The sequence below is a fragment of the Acinetobacter sp. NCu2D-2 genome, assembly GCF_001647675.1.
Classification (GTDB): domain Bacteria; phylum Pseudomonadota; class Gammaproteobacteria; order Pseudomonadales; family Moraxellaceae; genus Acinetobacter.
Window position 1 is genome coordinate 695,985 of record NZ_CP015594.1, and the last position, 18,830, is coordinate 714,814.

Consider the following 18,830-nt stretch of genomic DNA (forward strand, 5'->3'; position numbering starts at 1 on the left):
TAGGGTCTGTTGACATTTCAAGTATAGAATTTACCCGATAAAGGTAGCCAAATAAATACACAAGCTAATGCAACTGCACCCTCATAGCTACACTTTAGCTTATCATATCGTGTTGCTATTCCTCTGAACTGCTTTAACCTACAAAATGCATTCTCAACTAAGTGCCTGATTTTATATAAATACCAATCCATATGGTCATTATTTGACTGTGTATTTGATTTTCTTGGAATATTAGCTTTAGTTTTTTTCGCAGATATTTGTTCCCTTAATGATTCAGAGTCATATCCCTTGTCTGCACAACATACTTCCGTTTCACTCAAATCCAGTTTTTCAATCATTTTTGGAGCAATCTTGACGTCATGCGTCGTTCCATCGGAGATAATAATTTCAATTGGATTGCCATCTGCATCAACAGCTAAGTGTATTTTAGAACTATTTCCACCAATGCTTTTAGAAATATCCTGATCTTTTATTCCAGCAGAATGTTGGTGTGCCCGAACATGACTACCGTCAATAAAAACCCATTCCATATCAGCATTTGAAGAAATTAATTTAAATACTTTCATTAGCTTATCATTTTTACACCAACGATTATATTTTTTAAATATTGAGTTATACGAACCAAATTCTTTAGGCAAATCACGCCAAGGACAGCCTGTTCTTATTCTATAAAGTATGGCTTCGACAAAATTTCTCAAATTAGATTTGAAATAGATATCAAAATTTCGGAAAATAGAAAGTAACTTAGACCAGTGTTGATCATTCAGCATTGTACGAGGCATAGCGAGAGTAAAATTGGGTTTGGCGATTTAATTTTACTACCTCGCTATTTTTTTAAGCAACAAATGTCAACAGACCCTAAACGTTCTTATATAAATGAAATAGTTGCAGCACTTTTTGGATTTAAAACTTTTAATAGTTTAAAACTAAGTTCTTACCCAATTTTTACAGATTCAATCGATGACCAGTTGGATGGAGAGTTATTTGAAAATCGCTGTGAGGAATTAAACGTCTCAATTGCGCTAGCACCTTTTTTTCAAAAGCATCTTTCAAATTATCATTTTTTATATTTAACAAATGAGGAAATGAGTCAGCTTGTTAGACATGCTCTGGATGATGATTCACTGCATGACAATGTTTTAGAACGGCTGAAAAAAACCTTTATAGAGTTCCCTCAGGTTTCTATTTATCCATATTTGATTGCACAATTTTATAGTGATTGTGAAAGTGATTTTGATGAGCAGAATAAAGATATGAATTATCTTTATCATAGATATTTGCAAGGTAAAGAAATTAGTCCAACTTGGAAAGCAGGCTTAGATAATTTTATTAAAGAAAAAGAACGTAATGATGAATATAAAGATAACTATATAAAGTATTTAAAAATTGCTGCTGATTTAGGAAGTTTTCCTGCTCAGCTAGAACTTTATCAATTTGGAGATAATGATCATTACGTTGATGACGACGATTTTGATGAAGATATGTATGACTATAGTCATTCAAATTATCCATCAGATATAGAATTGGAATTAGCAAAGCGTGGTAATGAAGAATGCCTAAGAGATATATTTGATCGAATCGTCTGTGATGGATTCGATGAAATCAAAAAATTAAAAGAGAATGATTTGATTGAAGCATGGAAATGGCAAAAATTTGCTCATTATTTTGGTCATGATTTAGCTCAAGGTAATTACAAGACAGAAGCAATATATGATCAGGGTAATATTTTTGCAGCCGAAAGTGGTCGTCATGATATACATTTGCCAAAATTAACATTAGAGCAAGAAAATATAGTCGATCGAGAAGTAAATAAATTAATTCATTTTTATGAAAATTTAAATGAATTCACTTTTACTCGTTATTTAGATGATTCTTCTTATATCAATTGGGAGGATGAGGATTTTGATTGGGAAGAAGAGTAAATAAAAATCCCCTCATTTGAGGGGATTTTTTGAATCAAATTACAGCATTAAAGCGCCGCAATTTGCTCCATATTCGCTTTAATCTTCGCTAACTGATCAGCAAACTCAGCAAGTTTCACTTTCTCACCTTCAACCACAGCCGCAGGTGCTTTGCTTACGAAACCTTCGTTAGAAAGTTTGTTGGCAATTTGGTCATGCTGTTTTTGAACCTTGTCTAAGTCTTTTTGTAGACGACCCAATTCCGCTTTAGGATCAATTAAACCCTTCATAGGAACGAATACAGACACGTGACCTACGACAGAAGAAGATGACAATGGCGGTTGTTCAGCATCGCTAAGGAAAGTGATGCTTTCAACTTTAGCCAACGCTTTAAACAACGGTTCAATACGAGCGATTTGTGCTTTTTCAGCTTCAGTGGTGTTTTGAAGTAGAACAGGCAACAAGCGAGCATTACCTAGACCCATTTCACCACGGATATTACGTACCGCACCAATCAAACCTTGAAGCCATTGCATATCTGCTTCAGCTTGTTCGTTAATGAGCGCTTGGTCAGCAACTGGGTACTGTGCGAGCATAATCGTTTCGCTAGAAATGTTGAGTTTCGGCGCAAGTGTTTGCCAGATTTCTTCTGTTAAGTAAGGCATCAACGGATGTGCCAAACGTAAAGAGGCTTCCATTACAGAAAGAAGCACACGACGCACTTCAGCTTTACGTTCAACCGATACGTTTTCGTCATTCAGAACCGGTTTCGTCAGCTCGACATACCAGTCACAGTATTCATTCCAAATGAACTCGTAAATCGCTTGTGCAGCCAAGTCTAAACGATAGGTCGCAAAGGCTTGTTGAACCGCAGCTTCCGCTTTTTGTAGACGGCTGACAATCCACTGCTCAGGCAATTCCCAAAGATCTTGGCGAACGTCTTGACCAATCACTTGCTCTTCGCAGTTCATCATCACGAAACGGGTTGCGTTCCAGATTTTGTTCGCAAAGTTACGGTAACCTTCAACACGTTTCATGTCGAACTTAATGTCACGACCGGTGTTGGCAAGCGCACAGAAGGTGAAACGAACCGCATCTGTACCGTAAGATTGAATCCCTTCAGGGAACTCTTTACGGGTTGATTTTTCAATCTTCGCTGCTTGTTTCGGGTTCATCAAACCTGTGGTACGTTTTTGTACTAAAGTTTCAAGATCAACACCATCAATCAAATCTAATGGGTCAAGCACGTTACCTTTAGATTTAGACATCTTCTGACCTTCGCCATCACGTACCAAACCGTGTACATACACAGTTTTGAATGGTACTTGTGGCGTGCCATCTTCATTTTTCATGAAGTGCATGGTCAGCATGATCATACGAGCAACCCAGAAGAAGATGATGTCAAAACCTGTCACCAATACATCAGTCGGGTGGAAAGTATTTAAGAAATAGTTTTCTTTGTCTTTCGCTTCGTCACCTGTCCAACCTAAAGTTGAGAATGTCCAAAGACCAGAAGAGAACCATGTATCCAATACGTCTTCGTCTTGGTTCAATTCAACTTCAGGGGCAATACCGTTTTTCGCACGAACTTCTTCTTCGTTACGACCCACGTAAACATTACCTTCTGCATCGTACCAAGCAGGGATACGGTGACCCCACCACAATTGACGCGAGATACACCAGTCTTGAATATTATTCATCCACGCCATGTACATGTTGCTGTACTGCTCAGGCACGAATTTGATACGACCGTCTTGAACCGCTTCAATCGCAGGTTTCGCAAGCGGTGCAATTTTTACATACCATTGATCCGTCAATAACGGTTCAACGATGACACCTGAACGGTCACCGCGAGGTGGTTTCAATGTGTAGGGTTGAATTTGGTCTAACCAGCCTTCAGCTTCTGCTTGTTCGACTAACTTTTTACGTGCTTCAAAACGCTCTAAACCAATGTAGTCTGCAGGGGCAGGAATGGTTTTAGAAATTTGCTCGCCCGCTTTCGCGATGTATTCAAACTCAGCCAACACTTCAGCATTTTTATTGAAGATGTTGATGATTGGCAATTCGCAGCGTTTACCCACTTCATAGTCATTGAAGTCGTGTGCAGGGGTAATTTTTACACAGCCTGTACCGAATTCTTTTTCAACGTATTCATCTTTAACGATGGCAACCGTACGACCTGTAATTGGCAATACAATATTTTTACCGACAAGGTGTGCATAACGTTCGTCATCAGGAGCAACCGCAACCGCAGTATCACCAAGCAATGTTTCAGGACGAGTCGTTGCCACTACGATGTAATCTTTACCATCGTGAGTACGCAGTGATTTATCTTCAAAGAAATATTTGAAGTGCCAAAGAGAACCTTGTTCTTCTTTATCAGACTCAACTTCAAGGTCAGACAAGGCAGTTTGGAGTTTTGGATCCCAGTTTACGAGGCGTTTACCACGGTAAATCAAACCTTCTTCGTGAAGTTTTACAAACACTTCTTTTACCGCATTGGATAAACCTTCATCCATAGTGAAGCGTTCACGTGACCAGTCAACAGAAGAACCTAAACGACGAATTTGACGGGTAATATTACCGCCAGATTGTTCTTTCCATTCCCAAACTTTTTCGATGAACTTTTCACGACCAAGATCATGACGGCTCACACCTTGCGCACCGAGTTGACGCTCTACAACCATTTGGGTTGCAATACCAGCGTGGTCAGTACCCGGTTGCCAAAGCGTATTTTTACCTGACATACGGTTATAACGAGTCAAGGCATCCATAATGGCATTGTTAAAACCATGACCCATGTGCAAGCTACCAGTGACGTTTGGTGGCGGAATCATGATACAGAAAGACTCGCCCTGTTTAGACGGCTTAAAGTATCCGCGTTCTTCCCAAGTTTGGTACCATTTTTTCTCGATCTCGGTCGGATCGTAGGTTGTAGCAATATTTTGCGCTGAATCAGTCATAGTTCGAACAGATCAAAAGAGGATATAAAAATTGCGTCTATTGTATCAAAAAAAATAGACCGTGCGGCAGCTTAACCAAATGCAAACTTTCGACGATTAGCATGTTACAAAATTAATCGTATGATAGAGTAAATATTGAACTTTCCTCGTAGAACACTATAACGACAACACGATGAATTGGAGGTCTGAATGAGCTACAACATTTATTTGCATATACGTCCGGAAACCCATCAGCGCTTCCAAAATATCCGTGAAAAAATGAACGCAGGTGAAACTGAAAGTCTGTCCAAGGCATTAGGGGAGAATTTGGCGGATATTTCCTGTGAAATTATTGATCAAGTCTTCGGTCGTATTGTACGTTTATCGCCTTCAAAAGACCATGAATCTGAAAAAGTCGTACAACAGATTGTTGAAACCACACGTAAATATATGCCGTGGTCTGTTTCATTTTTTGGTAATGAACGTCTACTGCCAATGGTAAATCATTTGTACAGTATGACTTATGAACACGAGGGTAAGAATTATGTCCGTTATCCAGTCGACAAACCGCTTGTGACAGAACTTTTGGGCTGTGTCGAGCAGATGAAAGCGGGCAATAATCAATACGTCACTCCAGCACTTAAAGCCTTTACCCAAGTGGTTGATGTTGGGGTCACGCATTTAGTACGTGAACCGAAAAAAATGCTGAAATTTAATATGGTGGTGGATAAAACTTTAAATGGAGTGATTCATCTCACTACACAGCTCGGCTATAAACGCTTTGATAAGTTAGGGCAAATTTATGATGCCAATGCCATTAGCCATTATTTTGACCATTTTCTTGCCTTTTTAGAGCATGATAAAGTCGAACCTGTGTGAATGAACCAATAAGGGAAATAGACATTAAATGGAAAGGTTACAGGGAAAAGTAGTTTGGATTACAGGCGCGTCTTCAGGAATTGGTAAGGCGTTAGCGGTGGAGTGTGCTGTACAAGGGGCACAGGTGGTTTTGACTGCACGGCGACAGACTGAATTAGATAATGTCCGTGCAGAACTCAGCAATCCTGATCAGCATCTCGCGATTGCTGCGGACATTAGCAATGAGTCACAGGTTGAAGCGGCATATCGTCAAATTCTGGAGCAAAAAGGACGAATCGATTGGCTGATCAATAATGCAGGACTCAGTCAACGGGCTTTGATTGCCGATACGACCATGCAAACTGAACGTGCCATTATGGAGCTGGATTATTTCTCGCAGGTCTTTTTAACCAAAACTGTGTTACCTACATTTATGGCGCATAAAACGGGTCGTATCGTCTTTGTGTCGAGTGTGGCAGGGTTATTAGGCACGCAATATCGCGCTTCTTATTCTGCCGCAAAAGCAGCAATACATATGTGGGCCAATAGTTTACGTGCCGAAGTGGCTGAGCAGGGTATCGGTGTTTCTGTGCTGTTTCCTGGTTTTGTTAAAACCAATGTATCGATTAATGCTTTAGATGGGGCAGGCAAGCCACAAGGCTATGACAATGATGCCACAGCCAATGGTTTAGAAGCCGATGATTTTGCTCGTCAGTCGGTACAAGCGTTATTGGCAGGGCAAGAATACATTGTGATCGGTGGTGCGAAGGAGAAACTTGGGGTTTTAGTGTCACGTCTCTCACCAAAAATGCTTTATAAGATGATTCGTAAAACCAAAGTAAAATAATGCAATGAATTAAGCCACCTGAATCTGATTACGTCCCATTTCTTTGGCATGGTAAAGCAGTTGATCGGCTTCTAGAAATGTGGCTTCAATCTGTTCAGGTGTATTAAAGAAACTTACTCCAATACTGATCGTCAAATAAATCACATGATTTTTTTCAACCAGCGGGGTTTCTTCAATACTCTGGCGAATTCGATCAGCAATTTTAAGTGCAGCATCGGCATGAATGTTGTGCAAAATAATCACAAATTCTTCACCACCCACGCGTGAAACTTTGTCTTGTTCGCGAATATTTTGTTTGAAAATCTGACTAATATGCTGAAGAACTAAATCACCGACATGATGGCCATAATGGTCATTAATGGCTTTGAAATGATCTAGATCCGCCATCAGGATGGCATGGTTCTCAATGGGCTGTGCACTTATGCGTTCCAGATGCTCGTCTAAACCCCGACGGTTGAGTAAGCCAGTTAGCGGATCGAGCTGACGATCCAGTTTGAGTTTAGCTACTAAATCTAAAATGGCACAAGACACGAAAACGCTTAATGATACTAAGTTGATGAAGATTAACAAAAGTTGAGTTAATGCCCAGATTGGTTCGTAATGACCAATAAAACCATCATGATCTAGAAAAGATGCCAAGAGAATAGCGCGTAAAATCGCAATACTCGCAAGGCTCACCACAAAGATTTTTAAGAAGCGATCAATCTTAAAGGCATAATCGCCTTGTAAAAACAAAATCGGACGATGCAAATAAAATGCTGCTGTAGCAAAACCAATCAGTAAAATGCGTAAAGGTTGGTATGGGTAGACCGCTGTTAAGAAATACACCCCAAAAGTAGCAAGGGTCAGTAGATAAACACAACGTTGCCATGAAAATGGAATCCGTAAACGCTCATAGACCGCTTGGGCATGCAAAATACACGATAAAAAATAAATAAACGCCACGGCACTGGAAAAATGCAGTAAAGCATCTTTGGATAAAACCGTGGTCAAAAAGATGCTGACACTCATTAGAACGAGCGCCCATGAGTATGCACTTAAGTAATGAGCCAAAGATTTATAACGCGAAATAATCAGCGTCGTGATCCCCAGACTGAGCATTATAATCGGCACAAGCAAGCTATATATCGTGAAATTTGGCGTCAGCATATGTGGTTATAATGTGATCTATTACATAAATAATACCATTTAATAGCGAAAATAATGTGGATAAAAATAGAGTTTTGATTATTAAAGGAATAAATACTGATTATTTATACAGATTCTAAATATTTGAAAGGAAATTGATCAGTTTTAGCATCGCTAAGTTTATTTCGTATCTTTAAATAAATACCAATTTGGACTTGTATCACCTGATGAAGTCTTTAAAGTGAAATAAAAGAACAAGAGATAATACAAGATGCAAACTCCAGTTCCCGACTATTTACAGCATGTTTTACAGGCCTGTCAGTCCAATGCACAGGGCGCTGTGGCAGATTATATTCCTGAACTGGCTCATGCAGACCATGAAAGGTTGGCACTCGCACTTTGCACCATTGATAGCACCTTATATTCTACAGGCGATGACCAGCTTGCCTTTACCATTCAGTCCATGTCTAAACCGTTTGCCTATGCCTTGGCGCTAGAAACGCATGGACTAAACAGCGTATTAAGCAAGGTTGGGGTAGAGCCTTCAGGTGAAGCCTTTAACCAAATCTCGTTAGGGCAAGATAATTTGCCAAAAAATCCAATGATTAATTCAGGGGCGATCACCACGCATTCCTTATTGCCTTATAAGAAAACCGTGTCGCGTGCAGAACATTTACGCCGTTTTTTAAGTACTTTAGCAGGGCGAGAACTTCAGTTTGATGAGAGGGTCTATGAGTCGGAACTCAAAACTGCTTTTCGCAATCGTTCCATTGGTTATATGCTGCGTACCGTGGGGGTGTTAGATGAAGACCCCGAATCGATTGTAGATGGCTATATCCGCCAATGCGCCATTCAGGTTACGGTGCAAGATTTGGCACGTATGGCAGGCGTATTGGCCAATGGCGGTTTATGTGCTGGTACTGGGCAAAGGCTATTGGAGCGTGCAGTTGTTCGCCAAGTCTTGAGCGTGATGATGAGCTGTGGCATGTACGATGCTGCAGGAGACTGGTTGACCACGGTCGGCATTCCCGCCAAAAGTGGCGTGGCTGGTGGCATTATTGGTGTGTTGCCAGGGCAAGTCGGCATTGCGGTCTTTTCACCTAAATTAGATGAGCACGGCAATAGTGTACGCGGGGTACATATATTTGAGCGACTGTCTAAAGATATGGGCTTACATTTGATGGAAGGGACACCCTCAGCACAAACCATTTTGCAAAGTCGTTACACGGTGGGTAAAAATAATGATGTGGTCGTATATGAACTGCGTGGGGTGTTGCAGTTTACCGAATCTGAAATGTTGCTGCGCAGTTTGCAAGATGAACCGACAGGAACAAATCGTATTATTTTAGATTTAACCAATTTAACTTTGGTGCATGATGTCGGTGCACGGATGTTATTTGAAGGCGTGAAACGCCTGAAAGCTGATGGTCATCAGGTGGTGGTCATAGATAGTGAAAGGTTGTTATCGGATACACAAAGTAAAGGGCATAAACGCAGTATCGTTCATACACCTTTAGACGTTTATCTTGAACGTTTTGCGTCAGTGAAGTGATCTTGATGCAGACCTTATTTTACCAACTGACAGCGAACGAGTTTCGCATACAGCAAGATGATCAATCCATTAAACAGGGGATGGGTTTATCGCATATCGCTGCGCAGATTAAAACGCAGACTTTACATCCGCTTAGTATTGAGCAGGCGATCTAGAGCATTGAGGAGATACTTGAGCAGTTGCATCTACCGTATCACACGCCTCGGATTGCCATGAGTCATGATGTAGAACTACAGCAATTGTCTACTTTATTTTTTAACCAAGACACAGTCATTTCAAGAGAGATGATGGAACATGCCTTTAATGAATGGACTGCACGGCAAATTTATACAGAAGATTCGGTGTTGATTCTACAGCTTGGACTGTATTTTATTTTTATCAGAGAAATGATGCATCACTTAAATGTTACTCAGATTCAATACATCGAAGTGGCATAAACACATGATCGCTTATAGAAAAAAGCCCTGAATTTTCAGGGCTTTTAATCACGTTAAACTTACTTAATATGTTCGGCGATATCGGTAAAGATCACACCTAAACCGTGTGCACCCGCATCAGGATAGCCTAAGCTACGATCACCCACCGTACCAGCACGGCCCATACGTGCCACAATCTCTTTGGTGGATTCTGCACCTTGTACCGCAGCTTTTGCACCTAGCACAAAGTTTTCTTTAAATGTTTTGTCGGTATTGGCTGACCAAGCATCTGCGCAAGGCACCAAGGCATCAATGAGGGTTTTATCACCAATAACCGCACCACGACCAAATGAACGTTCACCTGTAGTTTGAATGCCTTTGACGGCTGCTTGAAGCATCTCAGCAAAATCCGCCACGGTTAATGTGGTTTTACCTTTAATGGCTTTACTTGCCGCACGGAATGCAGAACCCCAAATAGGACCTGAAGCACCGCCACAGTGTTCCATAATAATCATCGAGCAGTTCAACATGAATTCATCCATATGCTGTGCTTGAATCAGGCTTTGCCATTCACGTTTGAGTTGCTTAAAGCCTTTAGCTACGCTCATACCAAAGTCACCATCACCGGCATGCGCATCGAGTTCACAGAATGGCACTTCATTTTTGATGATACATGCTGCCATGACATCCACCACATAGCGCATATTTTCAATCGTGAATTGCTCATTACTAATGATGGCATGCTCAGGTTGGGTTTCTACTTCGGTATTGACCACACCTTCTTTAGACGCATCTTTGGCTGTAAATTCAATCGCAGGTGCTGCTGAACCATCCATTTTAAACGCAGGGGTGTTGGCTTCTGCATCAAGGTAAGTTTTCAGTTCATCATCGACTGCAAGTAAAGACACCGACGCACCGTTCATATCGATACTGGTCATGTAGTTGCCAACAAAAGTACGGTAAATTTTGATGCCTTTACGCGCTAAGTGTTCGCAGACATCATTGTTAAATACATATAGTTCTTGTGCAGGTGTTGAACCAAAACCATTCACCAACACTGCCACTTCAGTCAGGTCAGGACGGTCTAGGAATAAGTCATCGACAATACGCTGTGCGAGTTCTTTAGATGGCAAGATTTTTTCACGACGGATGCCAGGTTCACCGTGGATGCCTACGCCGTATTCCATTTCATCATCGGCGAGGGTAAAGGTTGGTGTGCCTTTAGCAGGAACGGTACAAGAGCTATAAGCAAAACCTAAGCTAATAACATTGTCTGCAGCTTTTTGTGCAAGCTCTTTGACACGTGCAAGTTCATAGCCTTTTGATGCAGCAGCACCAGCAATTTTGTGTACAAAGATGGTTCCTGCAACGCCACGACGACCTACAGTATATAAGCTGTCTTTGACTGCAATATCATCCGCCACTTTGACGTAGTCAACTTTGATGCCATCTTCAGTCGCTAAGGCTGCACCGTTCTGGAAATTCATCATGTCGCCAGAATAGTTTTTGATGATCATCAGCACACCTTTGTCTGTTGCGACGTGTTGCAGTGCTTTATAGACCTGAATTTGTGAAGGTGATGCAAAGACATCGCCACATACGGCAGCGTCTAACATGCCTTTACCGACAAAGCCCGCATGTGCAGGCTCATGACCGCTACCACCGCCACTAATGAGGGCTACATTGTTGTGTTTTTCTTTTCTTGAAATGATTTTGTGTGACTCGGTAAATTCGAGTTCAGGGTGAGCAAGGACAAAGCCTTTGCACATTTCGACAACCAGTTGTTCTGGGTTGTTCATGAGCTTTTTCATGCAGGAAACCTTTACCTGTAAATTTGGGAGAATGCTAAATGTGGCTATTATCCTAGAAAGTGCGCTTTTGTGCAGAGTTAAAAATGTAAAAACGGATGATTTGGGGTTGGGTGGTTAGAAAAGGGGCGCATATTTGATAAATTAAATCCCTCCCAACCTCCCTTTGAAAAAGGGAGGGGCTGTCAAGTAATCAATTTGATACGCGAAATTCCCCTCTTTGAAAAAGAGGAGTTAGGGGAGCTTCTAAAAAGAGAATAAAAATGAAACCCTACAATAAAAATTTAAAACACGCCTCGCGTGACTTACGCAATAATATGACTGATGCTGAAAAGTTATTATGGTCACGACTTCGTAATAAGCAAATTTTAGGTTTACAGTTTTATCGGCAAAAGCCCATTTTGAATTACATCGTGGATTTTTACTGTCCTGCTGCCAATTTAGTAATTGAGTGTGATGGTAGTCAGCACTTTACGGTTGAAGGTTTGGAAGCAGATCGGATTCGGGATGAAGCTCTCGCTCAGTTGGGGCTAAAAGTGCTGAGGTTTGATAATGGGCAGGTGATGGGGCGGATTGATGACGTGGTGGATAGAATTTATCAATTTATTCAGCAGGAATCCCCCTAAATCCCCCTTTGCTAAAGGGGACTTCACGTGAATTCAATTGTGGTTGTGGACTCGCGTAGTTCCTCCCTTTTTAAAGGGAGGTTAGGAGGGATTGGAATATTCAAATGGTGTGGAAATATTCTGATAAAAAAAGATTTTCTGATTGATTAAATAAATATTTGATCCTAGACAGTATCGTGGACAATCGATCCCTCTAAACTTTTAATATATTTCTGTTCAAAAGCTTCTGGACTTAACCAACCGTTTGCAGAATGCCTTCTGACCCGATTGTAATAAATCTCAATATAGTCAAACAAGACCGCATTCGCCTCTTTTCGAGTGACAAACACACTGCCATGCACCACATGGCCTTTCAATGTATGAAAGAAGCTTTCAGTCACGGCATTATCCCAACAGTTTCCTCGTCTAGACATACTTTGAATACAATCATTTGTCAGCAAGAGTGCTCTAAAATCACGACTACAGTACTGACTGCCTTGGTCCGAATGAACCATAACACCTGTTGGATAGCCCTGACGAGCCATTGAATAATGAAACGCATCACACACCAATTGGCGGTCTATTCGATGGCTGGTTTGCCATCCCACGATACGACGACTAAATAGATCCAGCATCACACATAAATACAGCCAACCTTGCTTGGTACGGATATAGGTAATATCCGTTGTCCAAACCTTGTTAGGCTGCATGACTGTAAATTGGCGATCTAACAAGTTTGGTGCTGTAGGCAAACGATGCTTTGAATCAGTCGTATACTTGTATTTACGTGCAATCTTGCTCCGTAGACCAAGTTTTTTTAGCATTCTTCCAACGGTTCGTTCGCTCATGGTGTACCCTAAATCATGCATGTCATGTACTAATGAAGGTGCACCCAATCGTGCATGATGCTGCCAATATACGGCTTTTAAATCATTATATTTCTGCGCTGGATTGGCCTGGCGTTTTCGCCAGGCATAATAGCCTGAAGTGCTGACACCCAGGCATTTACAGGCAGAAGATACAGTGACTTCATTCACATCCAGATCTTGAATTACCGTGTACTTTTCTTGGCATGATCTGTCAGAAAGTACACATGCGCTTTTTTTAAGATGTCATTGGCTTCCCTGAGCTGTTTGACTTCTTTCTCTAATTCTAAAATCCGCTGTTGTTCTGGTGAAAGTTGGCGTTTGCTTGAACCCGCCGGATTGATTTCACGAATCCATTTATCCAATGTTGAATAACCAACACCTAATTTCTGGGCGATTGCAGCTAAAGATTCGTGCGAGTTTGAAAGTGCATAATCAATTGCTTGCTGTTTAAATTCAGGACTAAAACGTTTAGCCATTTCTTGAATCTCCAAAGATTAAAGTTACGTTATCTTTAGAGGGACGTGCTGTCCATTATTTTGTCTAGGATCAATTTAAAGATTAAATGTTTGAATTAGAAATAGAAAAGAGAAGATTGATGAAAATAAATGGGCTTGATCAACTATCTAAGCAAATGAAGCAATTAGAAAAATTTATGAAAGAAATCGATGGTTCTCTTGGGGAGATTGGTTTTGATCCATTTGATGCTGAAAGCATTGAGCAAGCAATTATTAGTATGGAAAATATGATAGACCAAAAGTCCGAAAACTATTTGAATAATCCTATGATTAGTGAAATAGCTGAAAATTTAAAAGAAAATCGTCGTCAGTCGATAATTGATAAAGCCGCTGAAGCTAGAACAAATAATGATGAGGATACTCAAGTATGACGAGTGATCTGCTAAGAAAAATTGACAATACTGTCTTGGATTTACAGGCATCGCACTATCAAACTTATGAGGCACTTTTACAAAAGTTAGCACGTCTTTTAAGACACGATGAATTGAAAGCTTATAATGAAAAATTGATCCAAAATGTGAGTTTAGATGATTTTTTAAAGAATAGTTATAATTCTGAAGGTGGGATGATTGGTAGTGCATCTTTGGAGTGGACTGATAATGATGATGAAAACTTAGCATTGCAGTATTTACTGATTCAAAAATTTGGAAATGAGGAAAATTCTGCCGAAAATTTTAGTTATACATTTTATCATTCATCAGGAAAAACAATTAATTATATCCATAACATGGTTAGGAATTTAATTATCCCATTTGTTCGAGATTACAAACAATATATTCAGTCTAATGGAAGTACAAAGCTTGAGGTAATTTTGCCTGTGTCAAATAATAGAATTTTCATTGTGCATGGTCATGATCATGGTGCTTTACAAACAGTTGCACGATTTCTAGAAAAATATGGTTTTGAAGCAATTATTCTTCATGAACAGGCAAATGGTGGTCGTACTATTATTGAAAAAATTGAGAGAAACTCTGATGTTGGTTTTGCCATTGTGTTGTTGACACCTGATGATGTAGGTAGAGCATTATCAGAAGTTACAGATAAACCAAGAGCACGTCAGAACGTGATTTTAGAATTGGGTTACTTTATTGGTAAACTTGGGCGAGAAAGAGTGTGTGCTTTAAAAACAGCTGATTTAGAGATTCCAAGTGATTTTGGGGGTGTGGTTTATACCGAAATGGATAAATATGAAGCTTGGAAGTTTAGCCTTGCCAAAGAACTTAAAGCTGCAGGTTACTTGATAGATATGAATAAAATGATTTAAGTTTTAGTGAATCCCTCCTAACCTCCCTTTAAAAAAGGGAGGAGCTGTCACGTAATCAGTTGGATACGCGAAAGTCCCCCTTTGAAAAAGGGGGATTTAGGGGGATTAAAAAATAAAAGCCCTCAATCTGAGAGCTTTTATTAATTCAAATTATTGAACTGAATCATCCAAATTCGGTGCTAGCCATCGCTTCGCCTCATCCAAGGTCCAACCTTTACGTTTCGCATAATCTTCCAACTGATCGCCAGAGATTTTACCCACGTTAAAGTATTCCGTTTCAGGGTTTGCGTAGTAGAAACCGCTCACTGATGAAGGCGGCCACATTGCAAAGCTAGAAGTCAGGTAAGTCCCCATCTTCTCAGTGGTACCTAACCAATCAAACAATGGCGCTTTTTCAGAATGTTCAGGGCAAGCAGGGTAGCCCGGTGCAGGGCGAATACCGACATACTTCTCTTTGATCAATTCTTCATTGGAAAGCTGTTCATCAGCTTGGTAGCCCCAGAACTCTTTACGAATACGTTGGTGCAAGTGCTCTGCAAAGGCTTCTGCAAAACGGTCACCCAAGGCTTGAACCATAATCGCGTTATAGTCATCACCTTTGGCTTTGTATTCTTGCGAAAGTTCTTCTGCACCAAAGATCGAAACGGTGAAGCCGCCTAAGTAATCTTGCGCGACATCTTTTGGCGCAACAAAGTCAGCCAATGAGAAGTTTGCTTTACCGGTCACTTTGTCAGATTGCTGACGAAGATGCTCGAAGGTATGGGTCACATTGCCATTTGCATCCGTCACGGCAACAGTATCTGCTGCCACACGGTTGGCAGGGTAAATGCTAAAGGTTGCACGTGCATCAAAGCGTTTATTTTCGATAATGTCTTTGAGCATTTCTTGTGCTTGCGCATACAAGTCACGTGCTGCTTCGCCCACCACCTCATCTTCAAGGATTTTCGGGAATTTACCCGCCAAGCTCCAAGAAATAAAGAACGGTGTCCAGTCGAAGTATTCCACCAATGTTTCTAAAGGATAGTTGGTGAAGGTTTGTGAACCAATGAAGTTTGGCTTCACAGGGGCATGCTTTTCAAAGTCAATTTTGAAACCATTTTCAACTGATTCAGCATAAGAGAGTTTGGCCGCTTTCGGTTGCTTGTTGGCAAGACGGGTACGGATTTTTTCATAATCCGCAGCATAGTCAGCTGCCAATTGTGGCTTCATATCAGCAGATAAAAGTTGTGTTGCAACACCCACAGCACGAGATGCATCAGCCGTGTAGTACACGCCATCATTGTGATATTGCGGAGCAATTTTCACCGCAGTATGTGCTTTAGACGTGGTCGCACCACCAATCATGAGTGGAATGTTAAAGCCTTTACGTTGCATTTCTTTGGCAACAAAAACCATTTCATCCAATGACGGTGTGATCAAACCTGACAAACCAATGATGTCAACTTTCTCATCAATCGCAGTTTGTAGAATCTTCTCACAAGGCACCATCACGCCAAGATCGACGATGTCATAACCGTTACAGCCCAGTACCACGCCGACAATGTTTTTACCAATGTCGTGTACGTCGCCTTTTACTGTTGCAAGCAAGATTTTACCTTTGGCTTCGCCTTGGGTTTTTTCTGCTTCAATGAAAGGATTCAACCACGCCACGGCTTGTTTCATCACACGTGCAGATTTCACCACTTGTGGTAAGAACATTTTGCCGGCACCGAACAAGTCACCCACCACGTTCATACCTGCCATGAGTGGACCTTCGATCACATCAAGCGGACGGGCTGCTTTTAAACGTGCTTCTTCGGTGTCTTCATCGATATACGTGGTAATACCTTTTACAAGCGCATATTCAAGACGTTTTTCTACAGGTTCATTACGCCATTCAATGTTTTCTTCGGCTTTTTGCGCACCTGCTTGACCACGGTATTTTTCAGCCACTGCAAGCAGTTTTTCTGTTGCTTCTTGACCGTTAGCACCTTGATTACGGTTCAGTACCACATCTTCAACGGCTTCTTTGAGTTCTGCATCGATATCATCATAAATCGCAAGCTGACCTGCGTTGACGATCCCCATGGTTAAACCTTGTTGAATGCCGTGATACAAGAACACCGCATGGATCGCTTCACGTACAGGTTCGTTACCACGGAATGAGAACGATACGTTTGAGATACCGCCTGACACCATCGCATTTGGCAGGTTTTGTTTAATCCAACCGGTTGCTTCAATGAAGTCCACGCCATAGTTGTTGTGTTCTTCAATACCGGTTGCAACGGCAAACACGTTCGGGTCAAAGATAATATCTTCAGAAGGGAAGCCCACTTCATTCACAAGCACATCATAAGAACGTTTACAAATGGCTTTTTTGCGTTCTGCAGTATCGGCCTGACCATCTTCGTCAAATGCCATGACAATGACAGCTGCACCGTATTGACGACATAAACGCGCACGTTCGACAAACTCGTCATAACCTTCTTTGAGGGAAATCGAGTTGACAACTGCTTTACCTTGCACGCATTTCAAACCTGCTTCAATGATCTCCCATTTAGAAGAATCGAGCATGATGGGCACACGCGAAATATCAGGTTCAGATGCAATCAAATTCAGGAAATGCACCATCGCTTCTTGCGAATCGAGCATCCCTTCATCCATGTTGATGTCGATGATCTGTGCACCGGCTTCAACTTGTTGACGTGCCACATCCAACGCTTCGGTGAAGTTACCTTCTTTAATTAAGCGAAGGAATTTCTTAGAACCTGTCACGTTGGTACGTTCACCGACGTTCACGAACAATGAATCTTTAGTGATGTTAAATGGCTCTAAACCACTTAAACGACATGCAGGTTCAATTTCAGGCACTTGACGTGGAGTAATGCCTTCAACCGCTTGCGCAATCGCACGGATATGATCCGGTGTGGTACCACAGCAACCACCGGTGATGTTAATTAAACCACTTTCAGCAAATTCTTTAATAAATGCTGCAGTTTGTTCAGGGGTTTCATCATAACCACCGAAGGCATTTGGTAAGCCTGCGTTAGGATGCGCTGAAACAAAAGTATCCGCAACGTCAGACACGGTTTTGACGTGTGGACGCATCGCATCTGCACCAAGTGCACAGTTAAAGCCAATCGATAAAGGCTCTGCATGGCGCATTGAGTTCCAGAACGCTTCAGCAGTTTGACCTGTCAATGTACGACCTGAGGCATCGGTAATCGTACCTGAAATCATAATAGGCAATTCAGTGCCAAGTTCTTTAAAGACTTCTTTTACGGCAAAGATGGCAGCTTTGGCATTTAAGGTATCGAAAATGGTTTCAATCAGGATGATATCGACGCCGCCTTCAATGAGCGCTTTGGTCGACTCAATATAATTTACTTTGAGTTCATCAAAAGTGATGTTACGAAACGCAGGGTCATTTACATTCGGTGAAATCGACGTCGTACGAGATGTCGGCCCAATCACACCTGCCACAAAACGTGGTTTTTCAGGCGTTGAATATTTGGCACAGGCTTCTTTTGCAAGGCGCGCGGCTTCACGGTTAATCTCAGGGACCAAGTCTTCCATGTGGTAATCCGACATGGAAACACGTGTACCGTTAAAGGTATTGGTTTCAATAATGTCCGCACCCGCTTCAAGATAGGCTTCGTGAATGCCTTGAATAATCTGTGGCTGAGTTAACACCAAAAGGTCATTGTTGCCTTTAAGGTCATATGCCCAATCTGCAAAACGCTCACCACGATAATCGGCTTCTTCCAGTTTATGGCGTTGGATCATGGTACCCATTGCACCATCGATAATTAAAATTCTCTTGGCAAGAAGTTCTTTTAGAGTGGCAAGTGTGGACATTCAAACTTTCTCAGCAGAAATCAAAAACATCGGTCATCTTAGCAGAATTAAACAATGAATTCTGCGGCTCATTCCTCAGAAAGATGGATATGCTTGATATGAAAATTTGATAAGAGCGAAATGATTTAAGCTAGGCTGAACAAGACGAAATCCACGCGGATGCGTCATCAAAATGTCATGATTGAAGCTTAAATTAGCAATATGAAAACATTTGACATGAATATGACAGCAAATGTTTCAAAGCAGATCTAAGGGTAATAATTAAGCTGATATAACATAATTAGATAG

At 41.2% G+C, this 18,830-nt stretch carries 15 protein-coding genes; 9 read left to right on the forward strand and 6 right to left on the reverse strand.

The window, feature by feature from the left end:
* Positions 1-17: 17 nt before the first annotated feature.
* Complete coding sequence (locus A3K93_RS03225) at positions 18-782, reverse strand: IS5 family transposase (protein ID WP_067727941.1); 765 nt, start codon at positions 780-782, stop codon at positions 18-20.
* Here A3K93_RS03225 and A3K93_RS15010 point away from each other — a divergent pair.
* The gene (locus tag A3K93_RS15010; protein WP_227509903.1) at positions 753-1,922 is read left to right on the forward strand and encodes a hypothetical protein; all 1,170 of its coding nucleotides are present in this window, start codon (positions 753-755) and stop codon (positions 1,920-1,922) included. The genes A3K93_RS03225 and A3K93_RS15010 overlap by 30 nt on opposite strands.
* A 47-nt stretch (positions 1,923-1,969) precedes the next feature.
* Here the strand turns inward: A3K93_RS15010 and A3K93_RS03235 are convergent, their stop codons facing one another.
* Positions 1,970-4,864, reverse strand: a complete 2,895-nt coding sequence (locus A3K93_RS03235; protein ID WP_067728884.1) for a valine--tRNA ligase — start codon at positions 4,862-4,864, stop codon at positions 1,970-1,972.
* Between the two features lie 189 nt (positions 4,865-5,053).
* Between A3K93_RS03235 and A3K93_RS03240 the strand changes: the two genes are divergently transcribed.
* Together A3K93_RS03240 and A3K93_RS03245 are read left to right on the forward strand one after the other, a co-directional pair.
* Entirely contained in the window at positions 5,054-5,722 is a 669-nt protein-coding gene (locus A3K93_RS03240) for a hypothetical protein (protein ID WP_067728886.1), read from the forward strand.
* Between the two features lie 28 nt (positions 5,723-5,750).
* Complete coding sequence (locus tag A3K93_RS03245; protein ID WP_067728888.1) at positions 5,751-6,548, forward strand: SDR family oxidoreductase; 798 nt, start codon at positions 5,751-5,753, stop codon at positions 6,546-6,548.
* A gap of 9 nt (positions 6,549-6,557) precedes the next feature.
* Here A3K93_RS03245 and A3K93_RS03250 read toward each other — a convergent pair whose 3' ends face one another.
* Positions 6,558-7,559, reverse strand: a complete 1,002-nt coding sequence (locus tag A3K93_RS03250) for a GGDEF domain-containing protein (protein ID WP_227509875.1) — start codon at positions 7,557-7,559, stop codon at positions 6,558-6,560.
* A 388-nt stretch (positions 7,560-7,947) separates the two neighbouring features.
* Between A3K93_RS03250 and A3K93_RS03255 the strand changes: the two genes are divergently transcribed.
* Genes A3K93_RS03255 through A3K93_RS03260 form a run of 3 tightly spaced genes read left to right on the forward strand, consistent with a single transcriptional unit; the run spans position 7,948 to position 9,665 of the window.
* Positions 7,948-9,228: a glutaminase gene (locus A3K93_RS03255; RefSeq protein ID WP_067728892.1), complete on the forward strand. Its 1,281-nt coding sequence runs from the start codon at positions 7,948-7,950 to the stop codon at positions 9,226-9,228.
* Between the two features lie 5 nt (positions 9,229-9,233).
* The gene (locus tag A3K93_RS14885) at positions 9,234-9,383 is read left to right on the forward strand and encodes a hypothetical protein (RefSeq protein WP_157883256.1); all 150 of its coding nucleotides are present in this window, start codon (positions 9,234-9,236) and stop codon (positions 9,381-9,383) included.
* A 57-nt stretch (positions 9,384-9,440) separates the two neighbouring features.
* The gene (locus tag A3K93_RS03260) at positions 9,441-9,665 is read left to right on the forward strand and encodes a hypothetical protein (RefSeq protein WP_067728894.1); all 225 of its coding nucleotides are present in this window, start codon (positions 9,441-9,443) and stop codon (positions 9,663-9,665) included.
* Between the two features lie 59 nt (positions 9,666-9,724).
* Here A3K93_RS03260 and dhaK read toward each other — a convergent pair whose 3' ends face one another.
* Positions 9,725-11,455, reverse strand: coding sequence for a dihydroxyacetone kinase subunit DhaK (gene dhaK, locus A3K93_RS03265; RefSeq protein WP_067728896.1), 1,731 nt, complete (start codon positions 11,453-11,455; stop codon positions 9,725-9,727).
* Between the two features lie 260 nt (positions 11,456-11,715).
* On the opposite strand from dhaK, the gene A3K93_RS03270 reads away from it, so the two are divergent.
* On the forward strand, positions 11,716-12,078 hold the full coding sequence (locus A3K93_RS03270; protein ID WP_067728898.1) for an endonuclease domain-containing protein: 363 nt from the start codon (positions 11,716-11,718) through the stop codon (positions 12,076-12,078).
* A 164-nt stretch (positions 12,079-12,242) separates the two neighbouring features.
* Here the strand turns inward: A3K93_RS03270 and A3K93_RS03275 are convergent.
* Positions 12,243-13,402 (reverse strand): IS3 family transposase gene (locus A3K93_RS03275; RefSeq protein ID WP_101494814.1). Its coding sequence is split into 2 segments (ribosomal slippage): positions 12,243-13,168 and positions 13,168-13,402, totalling 1,161 coding nucleotides; the frame shifts between segments, so codons are not numbered across the junction.
* 86 nt (positions 13,403-13,488) lie between these two features.
* Here A3K93_RS03275 and A3K93_RS03285 point away from each other — a divergent pair.
* Both A3K93_RS03285 and A3K93_RS03290 read left to right on the forward strand, forming a co-directional pair.
* Positions 13,489-13,812, forward strand: coding sequence for a hypothetical protein (locus tag A3K93_RS03285; RefSeq protein ID WP_201787402.1), 324 nt, complete (start codon positions 13,489-13,491; stop codon positions 13,810-13,812).
* Positions 13,809-14,705, forward strand: a complete 897-nt coding sequence (locus A3K93_RS03290; RefSeq protein ID WP_067728904.1) for a TIR domain-containing protein — start codon at positions 13,809-13,811, stop codon at positions 14,703-14,705. Before A3K93_RS03285 ends, A3K93_RS03290 begins: the two co-directional genes overlap by 4 nt.
* Before the next feature lie 150 nt (positions 14,706-14,855).
* On the opposite strand, the gene metH is transcribed toward A3K93_RS03290, so the two are convergent.
* Positions 14,856-18,542, reverse strand: a complete 3,687-nt coding sequence (gene metH, locus A3K93_RS03295; RefSeq protein WP_067728906.1) for a methionine synthase — start codon at positions 18,540-18,542, stop codon at positions 14,856-14,858.
* Positions 18,543-18,830: the final 288 nt, after the last annotated feature.

Coding starts and splice junctions, on each gene's coding strand:
- A3K93_RS03225 (WP_067727941.1), bottom strand. CDS start 782: ATGCCTCGTACAATGCTGAATGATCAACACTGGTCTAAGTTACTTTCT.
- A3K93_RS03235 (WP_067728884.1), bottom strand. CDS start 4,864: ATGACTGATTCAGCGCAAAATATTGCTACAACCTACGATCCGACCGAG.
- A3K93_RS03240 (WP_067728886.1), top strand. CDS start 5,054: ATGAGCTACAACATTTATTTGCATATACGTCCGGAAACCCATCAGCGC.
- A3K93_RS03245 (WP_067728888.1), top strand. CDS start 5,751: ATGGAAAGGTTACAGGGAAAAGTAGTTTGGATTACAGGCGCGTCTTCA.
- A3K93_RS03250 (WP_227509875.1), bottom strand. CDS start 7,559: ATGAGTGTCAGCATCTTTTTGACCACGGTTTTATCCAAAGATGCTTTA.
- A3K93_RS03255 (WP_067728892.1), top strand. CDS start 7,948: ATGCAAACTCCAGTTCCCGACTATTTACAGCATGTTTTACAGGCCTGT.
- A3K93_RS14885 (WP_157883256.1), top strand. CDS start 9,234: ATGCAGACCTTATTTTACCAACTGACAGCGAACGAGTTTCGCATACAG.
- A3K93_RS03260 (WP_067728894.1), top strand. CDS start 9,441: ATGAGTCATGATGTAGAACTACAGCAATTGTCTACTTTATTTTTTAAC.
- dhaK (WP_067728896.1), bottom strand. CDS start 11,455: ATGAAAAAGCTCATGAACAACCCAGAACAACTGGTTGTCGAAATGTGC.
- A3K93_RS03270 (WP_067728898.1), top strand. CDS start 11,716: ATGAAACCCTACAATAAAAATTTAAAACACGCCTCGCGTGACTTACGC.
- A3K93_RS03285 (WP_201787402.1), top strand. CDS start 13,489: ATGTTTGAATTAGAAATAGAAAAGAGAAGATTGATGAAAATAAATGGG.
- A3K93_RS03290 (WP_067728904.1), top strand. CDS start 13,809: ATGACGAGTGATCTGCTAAGAAAAATTGACAATACTGTCTTGGATTTA.
- metH (WP_067728906.1), bottom strand. CDS start 18,542: ATGTCCACACTTGCCACTCTAAAAGAACTTCTTGCCAAGAGAATTTTA.